The organism is Phormidium sp. FACHB-1136, assembly GCF_014697375.1.
GTDB lineage: Bacteria > Cyanobacteriota > Cyanobacteriia > Phormidesmidales > Phormidesmidaceae > Nodosilinea.
In genome coordinates this window covers 1-9,592 of sequence record NZ_JACJRS010000144.1, presented here as the reverse complement: position 1 = coordinate 9,592, position 9,592 = coordinate 1, and the positions used below count along the sequence as shown (strand labels likewise).

The window sequence follows — 9,592 nt, the reverse complement described above, 5'->3', positions numbered from 1 at the left end:
AACGTATTGCGACTGATCTGCAAGACACGAGCGACGTGGCTCTTGCGCTCACCTCGGTCAACTGCGGCAACGGCCTTTACTCTTAAATCCACACTGTAGGGGGCAGGCATCGGGGTTCAGGGGCGGAAACAACATCCCTATTCTGTCCTAATCAGTCTCCGGGCTGCAATAAGAGTGAATCCGCTGAACCGCTCAGTTTCTCTATCGCCTCGTTCAAACGGCAGGCCCTGAATGCCCATCTTCTCGACCTATTTACAGCCACGTTTGCTCTGGAGCCAACTTTGATTCAATCCCATCCCAACTACCAGACCCTCCTGAACTACGGGGTTATCGCCGCATAGACTGGGATCACAGCCTCCTAAATCTGTCCGGAGTGTTGTAAAGTCGAGCTTAGGATAGAAAAGTAATTGAGGTGACTTTCGTTAGGGAAAAATTGCTGCTTTAATGTGATGGCTGCCCCGTTTATGCGGTGTCTTGCCCTTGTCTGGGGTCATTGGCTAATGCTCCAGCCATCTGTCCGGCTCACGGCGGAACCCTAGCACCGTTGGCGATACCTTGGTGTATATCCGTCCATGACAGCGCCCCCTCAACTATCCCTCTCACCGCCGCCCCGCATTCTCGTGGTTGAGGACGACTACGCTAATCGCTTGCTTTTTGCCGACTATCTCACCTTTGCCGGATTGACTGTCCTGACCCTGCCCGATGGCACCCAGATCGAGCAAGCCCTGGCCAACTTTCAGCCCAATGCCCTGGTGTTAGACCTAGGGCTACCCGGCCCTGATGGCTACCACATTCTAGAGATGTTGCAAACCCCTGGAGGCCAGCTACGGATCCCGGTGGTGGTGGTGTCGGGCTATGCCTTTGTGGAAAATCAGGAACGCGCCTTGGCCCTGGGGGCCAGCCAATATTTGGTCAAACCCGTGCAAATGAAGCAACTGGTGGAGGCGATCCAAGGGGTACTAGCCGATAGATAGCGATCTAGGCGGGTGATCTAGGCAGGGTAGCCTTGATATCTAGGCATGGCCCCTAGGCAACGGGGGCTAGGGGATGGAGTCAGGCTGGGAACGATGCTGGGAGGCGAGGAACGGTTGGACATCGCGGCTGAGCTGCTGCACCGATTTACCGATGTCGCCGCCCCCTAAACTCATGACCTTTCGCCCGACAAATTAGGGCGCTATCCTAAATTAGAACTGTATTGCATTAGGATGGCCACTGCCGTGACCGCTACGGTGCCTCCCCCCCTCCTCAACGACACCGACCGACTGGAAGATCGTCTGAAGGAGATCCCCAAAGAACCGGGGGTCTACTTTATGAAGGACAGCCACGACCAAATTTTGTACATCGGCAAATCCAAATGTTTGCGCAATCGGGTGCGGTCATATTTTCGGGATCTCCACAGCCACGCCCCCCGCATTGCCATGATGGTGATGCAGGTGGTGGAGATTGAAATCATCGTCACCGATACCGAGTCTGAGGCGCTGGCCCTAGAGGCGAACCTGATTAAGCATCACCAGCCCCACTTCAATGTGCTGCTAAAGGACGACAAAAAGTACCCCTACCTCTGCGTCACCTGGTCGGAGGAGTATCCCCGCATTTTCATTACCCGCAAGCGGCTGAAGCACAGCAAGGATCGGTACTACGGCCCCTACGTGGATGTGGGCCTTCTGCGCAGCACCCTGAGTTTGGTGAAGCGGATTTTTCCGTTGCGCCAGCGCCCCCAGCCTGTCCACAAAAATCGCCCTTGCCTGAACTATGACATTGGTCGCTGTCCTGGGGTGTGCCAACGGCTGATTTCCCCGGAGGACTACCGCAAAACCCTGCAACGGGTGGTGATGGTTTTCCAAGGGCGCACCACGGAACTGGTGGATATTCTGACCGGGCAGATGGAAAAAGCCGCCGAGGATCTGAAGTTTGAGCAGGCCGCCCACCTGCGGGATCAAATTCGCGGCTTAGAACGGCTCTGTGCCGACCAAAAGGTGGCCCTGCCCGACGACACCGTATCGCGGGATGCCATTGCCCTGGCAGCAGACGACAAACATGCCTGTGTGCAGATCTTCCAAGTGCGGGCGGGTCGCCTCGTCGGGCGGCTGGGCTTTGTGGCCGATGCCGAAGCGGGATCTCCGGGCACCATTCTGCAACGGGTGCTCGAAAACCATTACCAAACTGTGGATTCCGTGGAAATTCCCTCGGTGATTTTGGCCCAGCACCCCCTCCCCGAAGCGGAAATTTTGGCGGACTATCTGACCCAGCGGCGGGGGCGCAAGGTAACCATCGAAGTGCCCCAGCGCCAGGTGAAGGCCGACCTGATCGACATGGTGGAGCGCAATGCCCAATACGAACTAGCCCGCACCCAGGCCGTCGCCGACCGCACGCTGCAATCCCTCCAGGATCTCGCCGTGGTGCTGGATTTGCCCGACCTGCCCAAGCGCATCGAAGGCTACGACATTTCCCACATCCAGGGTTCCGACGCTGTGGCGTCCCAAGTGGTGTTTGTGGATGGCCTGCCCGCCAAACAGCACTACCGCCACTACAAAATCAAAAACCCCGACGTCCGCTCCGGCCACTCCGACGACTTTGCCAGCATGGCCGAGGTGATCCGCCGCCGCTTCCGCCGCTATGCCGCCGACCCGAATTTGCCCCGCATCGGCAACCCCGACTGGCCCGATTTGGTGATGATCGACGGTGGCAAGGGCCAACTCTCCGCCGTGGTGGAAGTCCTCAAAGACCTCAACCTGCTGCAAGAGTTGAATGTAGTCAGCCTCGCCAAAAAGCGGGAGGAGATTTTCTTGCCCGGAGAATCCCAACCTCTCACCACCGAGGCCGAACAACCGGGCGTTCAACTCCTGCGCCGCCTGCGAGATGAAGCCCACCGCTTCGCTATCAGCTTCCATCGCCAAAAACGCACGGAACGGATGCGCCGCTCTCGTCTGTCGGACATCCCTGGCCTCGGCCACCACCGCCAAAAGGAACTGCTCGCCGCCTTTCGTTCCATCGACTACATCCGAGAAGCCAGCCCCGAACAACTGGCCACCGTCCCCGGCATTGGCCCCCAACTGGCCCAAACCATCTACGACTACTTCCACCCCCAACCCGCCACCAGCGATGAAATAGAAGCCTCCGCTTCCTTAGATCTCGACGTTGATAGATCCAGGGCTTGATGCCTCAGATTCAGCCCCCATATCCCAGACAGGGTAGGGGAGTCATTTGCGCCAGGGCCAGCGAGTCCCCATTTCCGTGGCCGCTGACCAGACCAAGTACAGCCCAAACAGCGCAACACCCGCCAAAAAGGGGACAAAATCATCGGGCATGGGCTAACTCCAAGCGATGTCAAAAGGTCATCAGCGACAGAATTTAGCTTCGCAGCGTCACCTTGAACTGCTTTTCTAGGGCGGCGCGTACCTTTTGGTGGACGGGATCGACGACCTCATCGGTGAGGGTTTGATCGGGTGAGCGATACACCAGTCGGAAGGCCAAACTGCGCTGGCCATCGGGGACGGAGGTACCGCGATAGTCGTCGAACAGGGCGACGGATTCCAGCAGCTTGCCCCCCGCCTTGCGCATGGTGGCCTCTAGGGCAGACACCGCCAAATCCAGGGGCGCATAGAAGGCCAGATCGCGGTCGCTGGCGGGGAAGGGGGAATAGGCCGCAAACTTCACGGCTTTTTGCTGGCTGGGCAGCAGACACAGTTCCAACGCCGACCAGTTGAGCTGGAAGACATAGACCTCCTCCGGCAGTTCCCGATGTTGCCGCAGTTGGGGGTGCAGTTGGCCAAAGCGGCCCAGTTCCGTCCGGCCTCGCACCCACAGGGAGGCGGTACGTCCGGGGTGGAAGCGAGTATCTTGGCTGTCGGCCCGGTAGTCTACCGCAAGGCCGAGGCGTTGGAACACGGTATCCAGAATGCCCTTGGCCTCGTACCAGGTGAGGGGCTGTTCTTGGCCGCTGTTCACCCACTGGGTGGAGCGTCCATCGCCACCGAGGATGCCGCCCACCGCCTTGGCTTCGTGGATGCCCTGGTCATCCTGCCAGAAGATATTGCCCAGTTCAAAGCCGTTGAGGGGGCCGTTGCCCTGGTTGAGGTTGAGTTCGTAGGCGTCGATCAGGCCATCGACCAAATCCTGACGCAGGGCGGAATATTCCGGGAACAGAGGGTTCGCCAGCACCACCTGCCGCTCGGAGATGGGCTTGGTGAGGGAATAGTGCAGCAGTTCCGTCAGCCCCGCCCCTCGGAAGGCTTCCCGCACCCGCCGCGCCAGGGCCGCTTCGGGGGAGAGCATTCCGCCCACCGCGCCCTGGGGTAGGGTATCGGCAAAGTGGTTGTAGCCGTAGAGTCGGGCCACTTCTTCGATTAAATCCACCTCGCGCTCTAGGTCGCGATAGCGGTAGGGGGGCACCGTCACCGACCAGATTCCTGGAGCCTTGGCCGATACGGTACAGCCTAGGGTTTCTAGCAGCTTCACGACCGTATCCCCAGGCAGGGGGGCGGGGTCTGACCCCAGGTTTACCACTGGCCCCAGCAGGTGATGGACGCGATCCAGCCGCAGTTCTAGGGTGCGTTCGGGAATGGCTTGGCCGAGGGCGGTGGTGGCCGTAGTTTGGGAGATCACCGTTGCCCCCGCCAGTTCTACCATCAGATTTAGGGCGCGTTGGCAGGCGAGGGACAGTTCCGCCGGGTTTACCCCCCGTTCGTAGCGGGCCGAGGCTTCGGTGCGAAGCCCCTGACTGCGGGCCGATTTGCGAATCACTGCCGCATCAAAGTAGGCTGCTTCTAGCACCACGGATTGGGTAACGTCACTTACTTCGGTGTCTTCGCCACCCATCACCCCTGCCAGGGCCACCGGGGCATCGTGGGCGGTAATGACCAGGGTTTCGGGGGCCAGAGTACGCTCTTGGCTGTCCAGGGTCGTTAGGGTTTCGTCAGGACGGGCAAAGCGGACGCCTAGGGTCAGATCGCCCTTGCCCAGCTTCGCCAGTTGATCGCGGTCGAAGGCATGGAGGGGTTGGCCCCATTCCAGCAGCACGTAGTTGGTGATGTCTACCACGTTATTAATGGGCCGAGTGCCTGCCGCCTGGAGCCGCGCCTGAAGCCACTGGGGCGAGGGGCCGATGGTGATGCCCTCTAGAACGGTGCCGATGTAGATAGGGCAAGCCTTTTCGTCGGGTAGGTCGATGGTGACGGCGGATTTAGGATTCGTAAACGTTGGAGCCTGGGTGGGGGGCAGGTGCAGCGGTGCCCCGGTGATGGCGGCCACCTCGCGGGCCAAACCCACCATACTGAGGGCGTCGGCACGGTTGGCGGTGGAGGTGACATCCAAAATTACGTCATCCAAGCCCAGGAGGGGCCGCACGTCTTGGCCCACGGTTAAGTCGGCCTGGTCAAACATGTGAATGCCTTCGGAATCCTTCTCTAGCCCTAGTTCCGACAGAGAGCAGATCATCCCCGCCGAGGGCACCCCACGCAGTTGGCGAGGTTTGATGGTGAGATCCACCTTGGGCAGGTAGGTATTGACGGTAGCCACCGCCACGTAGATATCCGCCCGCACGTTGGCCGCACCGCAAACGATGGTCGAGGGTTCTGCCGCGCCAATATCCACGGTGCAAACGCTCAGCTTTTCGGCATCGGGGTGAGAGACCCGCTCCAGCACCCGGCCCACCACCACGCCATCGGCCCAGGTGCGGCGATCTTCAATGTCTTCCACTTCAAACCCTGCCATGGTCAGCGCGTCGGCCAAGTCCTCCGGGCTGAGGTCAACGCTCACGAGGTCATTCAACCAGTTCAGAGAAATACGCATGATAGGGACTGTCAGTAAATTCGGTGCAGGTAACTTGGGTTCAGGTGACGTTGCTACAGGTCACTCGATGCCGGAAAAACGGCACCGGATGGCACTCAATCGCCCAAATATTCTACCCTTTCACCGCCCGCAGAATCGCCAGGTTTGGGCAACCGCCTGCCTTAGCAAGCCCCACGGGATACGGCCAACGGCATGGATAGTTCACGACCTATCACCGCATCCACCCACGGAGACCGTCAAACGGGCTGATCCAAATTTGGGGTTTGTGATGTTGCAAAGTGTGTATCGTCACGGCGTCGGCATCACGCAAAAACACCGTACCCAATCGCCAAAATCCCCACTATCATTGAGATAGCGGTTCATGGAACCCCGCCCGCCATGGTCAATATGCTCACCACAGCTTGGGTGCCCAACCTCGCTTCAGGCCGTCGCACCCGTTTCTCGATTTTCCCGAAACCTCTCTCCCCTGAATCCAACCCCTCAGCACCCGCCATCTCGGTGCATCCTGCCGCTGTGCATCTGAAGGATCTGCCAAAAGAGACGGATTACGATCCTGTCTTCCAGGAAAGATCGGGTTCCTCAAAAACGTATTCAAGGACTACGATTTCAGAAACCAATGAAATCACAAAAAACGGTCTAGAAAAAGAACCCATGGAGGTACAGCTCACCCTGCCTGTGGAGGAACCGGAGCCTAGCCCTCCTGACATTTCCCCTATTACCCTAGGGCTAGCCACCCAGGATGTGCGCACGGTGCTGCGGGAACAAGACGAGCAGAGCCAAATCCTCACCACCAAGCTAAATATTCTCTTTGTGGCCAACAGTGCGCTCCTCACCAGCTTGAGTATTTCTCGATTATTGGTCAGTGGAAATTTGTTTAGTTTGGCGGAGATTTTTGGGTTTTTAATTAGTTTTTCGCTGCTAATGCGGGCCTTTTTACCTCGCCAAGTAGCCGTTACACCGAATTTAGAAGACAGCACATTTTTAGAACGCTACCTAGCCCTCAGCGCCCAAGACTATCAACTGCAAATGTTAGTGAACTTGGCAGAAACCTACAACGCCAATAAACAGCGCCTTGAGGATGTTTCTCAGGGGTTGAAATACGCCGCCTATACCATCTGGACGACAACTGCTATCATGCTGATCAACATCGTTGTGGTTTATATCACTAAAAGTTTACAAGCACCGATGCTCTAGGGAACCATCGTTATTGATTTAGGGTCTTGCCCATGGCCTCCTCTGACCTAATCGACAGCCACCGAGCCTCTGAGAATGTTTCCGCTCAGGCCGATTCCCTGGCAGCGGAATCCTCAGAATCCAGTCAAGGGGGGCATGATACTGGCGATACGGCGACTGAAAAGCGGGTTGCTTTGCCCAAACCCGACACCAATAACATCACGGTGCTGACCGAAAACTTACCTAACGACCCCATTCTGCCCTGGCACCATTTTGATTCTCCCTGGCTAGAAAAAGAAGAACCCACCGCCGAAGAAACTCCAGTAGAAGACTCCACACCGTCCAGCGATGACGATGGTGGCGAACAGCTTTCCCTAGCGCTGGATGAGGTTTCTTCTGAGGAGGTCACGCCTGAACCTGATCAATCCCATGATGATTCGTTAAACGCTCGTCCTATTCAATAATTTAGATTTGTAGCGAATTTCATTTGAATAGGATGTACTGTGAGAATCGCCCCTGCCCCCCTTAGTAAGGGGAGTACAGAGTAAACCTTAGACCGCTAAGTACTGGGGGGATCTAAAACCCAGTAACGGTGTATCTAAATCTATCGAGAACTGCTATACGACCACCTATTACGGCTCAAAAAAATATACATCTACACAAAAATGACGGATATTACGTTACTTAAACAGATGATTCGTGGCGCTTTTTGTGACGTTGCTTATCCTGGCGACGAATGCCTAAAAGGTAGCCGCGAAGGCGATGAACCCTATCTTTTGGAAAACGAATTTAAAGGCAAAACAGACTGGACAATCCTAGGGGCCGATTTCCTCGATCAGGCTCCCGACGGCTATGCTTCTGCCCTGAGTTTTTTCTCCGATGAAGCGTTTCGGTTCTATTTGCCTGCTTACCTGATCGCCGATCTCAACAATGCCCTACAATCCGCTGATCCAACGTTTCACCTGTGCTTTGGCCTAGATGATTTTTACGGTTCTCAGCCCATCAACCCACGCCGCTATGGAGATCGGACCTGGTTGGCCGAAAAACAGCGCAAATTCGCCATATTTAGCCCATCCCAGGCCGCAGCCATTGTTGCCTATTTGCAATACAAGGCCACCCAGGACGAGTTCCAGCAACCTATGATTGAGCAAGCCCTTCAAAATTATTGGGTAGTCCCATTTCGTACAGGCTAGAGAATAATCAGGTGCCCCTAAAGACCTTACGGCAGTAGATCGCTGTTTCGAGCTGATTTTTCTCTGACCCGTAGATTAATGCGCTACCAGTAATACTGGATATAAGTCATTTCAGGGCAAAGGGAAGTGATCAGCCATCGGAATGTCCTAGCTCAACTTCCCTCTAGTTCAGAGTTCCCAGCTTCCTGTGATGGATAACAGCAATCTCTGTCAGATTTTTGGCTATGATTTCTAAGGAATGAATTTAGGAATATCTATTGTCGAAGCTACGCCAAATATCAAGCTCGGCGTTTGGGATCAGCGCTGGTCGCCCACGTCACAAGTATCGAGTAGCATGAGCCTGTAGTACGTGTGGTGGTGGTTGAATAATCATGGTGTGCAGCGGACAAGGCAGGCGATCTTAGCCCCATTCAGGCATGAGACCTTAATCTATGGAGCAATCCGCCCAAGCCCTCGGCGTTAGCGTCGTGGTGGTGGATGACACCATCGATCCCAGTTGCCCCCCAGAGTCCCTAGGTATGCGTGGATCTTCCCTATCCAGCGAGCGCCTCAGCCTCAGCCGATTTTTTCGGTTAGCGGGGGCCAATATTTTGTCGAACCTGATGGTGCCCCTGGCGGGGTTGGTGGATACGGCCTTTTTGGGCCACCTAGACGCCATTCACCACCTGGGCGGCGTTGCCCTCGCCACGGTGATTTTCAACGTGGTCTATTGGAGCTTTGGCTTCTTGCGCATGGGCACCACGGGCACCACGGCCCAGGCTAGGGGGCGCGGCGATGAGACCGACCTTTGGCTGATTCTGCTGCGCAATGGTACGGTGGCCCTAGGGTGTGGGCTGGTGATTGTGCTGTTTCAGGTGCCCATTCGCGAGGTGGGGTTTTCCCTGCTTCAGGCCGAGGCTGAGGTGAAGGCGGCGGGCTATGCCTTCTACAATGCCCGTATTTGGGACGCTCCGGCGGTGTTGCTCAACCTGGTGCTGCTGGGCTGGTTTCTGGGCCAAGAACAGGGGCGACGAGTGTTGATGCTTTCCCTCATCGGCAACGGTAGCAATGTTGTCTTTAATAGCCTGTTTATCGGTTATTTGGGTTGGGCCAGTGCCGGGGCTGGGTTGGGTACGGCCCTCAGCCAGTACGTGACGATGATCCTGGGCGTGGCGTTGATTCTGCGGGAAGGTGGTCTTACCAAACTCCGCCAGGTGGCCCCCCAGGGTTGGGATGGCCAAGCCCTCAAGGGTATCTTTTCCCTCAACCGCGACATCCTGATTCGCACTTTTGCCCTGGTGATGAGCTTTGCTCTGTTTATAGCAGCCCGCAGGCAGGTTAGGACAATACGCGGAAGGCATTGTCGAGGGCATCCCACAAGGTGTCAAACTGGTGCAAGGTCTTTCGCACGTAGTGCTTGATCCGTGCCCAAAACTTCTCAATTTTGTTCAAGTCAG

7 protein-coding genes and 2 pseudogenes are annotated in these 9,592 nt (G+C 56.6%); 7 read left to right on the top strand and 2 right to left on the bottom strand.

Annotated elements, in window-relative coordinates; all coding sequences use genetic code 11:
- A pseudogene (locus H6G62_RS28110) lies at positions 1-110 on the bottom strand (IS630 family transposase); the annotation flags it as partial.
- A gap of 66 nt (positions 111-176) precedes the next feature.
- Here H6G62_RS28110 and H6G62_RS28105 point away from each other — a divergent pair.
- From H6G62_RS28105 to uvrC, 3 genes and pseudogenes are all read left to right on the top strand, one after another.
- Positions 177-341 (top strand): annotated as a pseudogene (locus tag H6G62_RS28105) (IS4 family transposase); the annotation flags it as partial.
- A gap of 231 nt (positions 342-572) precedes the next feature.
- Positions 573-974: a response regulator gene (locus H6G62_RS24645; RefSeq protein ID WP_190500152.1), complete on the top strand. Its 402-nt coding sequence runs from the start codon at positions 573-575 to the stop codon at positions 972-974.
- Between the two features lie 231 nt (positions 975-1,205).
- Complete coding sequence (gene uvrC / locus H6G62_RS24640) at positions 1,206-3,158, top strand: excinuclease ABC subunit UvrC (protein ID WP_190500150.1); 1,953 nt, start codon at positions 1,206-1,208, stop codon at positions 3,156-3,158.
- Between the two features lie 193 nt (positions 3,159-3,351).
- On the opposite strand, the gene pheT is transcribed toward uvrC, so the two are convergent.
- Positions 3,352-5,790 carry a phenylalanine--tRNA ligase subunit beta gene (gene pheT / locus H6G62_RS24635; RefSeq protein WP_190500148.1) on the bottom strand — a complete coding sequence of 813 codons (2,439 nt, stop codon included), beginning with the start codon at positions 5,788-5,790 and terminating at the stop codon, positions 3,352-3,354.
- Positions 5,791-6,441: 651 nt separating this feature from the next.
- On the opposite strand from pheT, the gene H6G62_RS24630 reads away from it, so the two are divergent.
- The 4 genes from H6G62_RS24630 to H6G62_RS24615 all read left to right on the top strand — a co-directional run bounded on the left by H6G62_RS24630 (position 6,442) and on the right by H6G62_RS24615 (position 9,556).
- Positions 6,442-6,984, top strand: a complete 543-nt coding sequence (locus H6G62_RS24630; RefSeq protein WP_190500146.1) for a hypothetical protein — start codon at positions 6,442-6,444, stop codon at positions 6,982-6,984.
- A gap of 32 nt (positions 6,985-7,016) precedes the next feature.
- A complete protein-coding gene (locus H6G62_RS24625; RefSeq protein WP_190500144.1) occupies positions 7,017-7,427 on the top strand; it encodes a hypothetical protein in 411 nt (136 codons plus the stop codon).
- Between the two features lie 228 nt (positions 7,428-7,655).
- Complete coding sequence (locus tag H6G62_RS24620) at positions 7,656-8,156, top strand: DUF6714 family protein (protein ID WP_190500142.1); 501 nt, start codon at positions 7,656-7,658, stop codon at positions 8,154-8,156.
- 431 nt (positions 8,157-8,587) lie between these two features.
- Complete coding sequence (locus tag H6G62_RS24615; RefSeq protein WP_242052262.1) at positions 8,588-9,556, top strand: MATE family efflux transporter; 969 nt, start codon at positions 8,588-8,590, stop codon at positions 9,554-9,556.
- Positions 9,557-9,592: the final 36 nt, after the last annotated feature.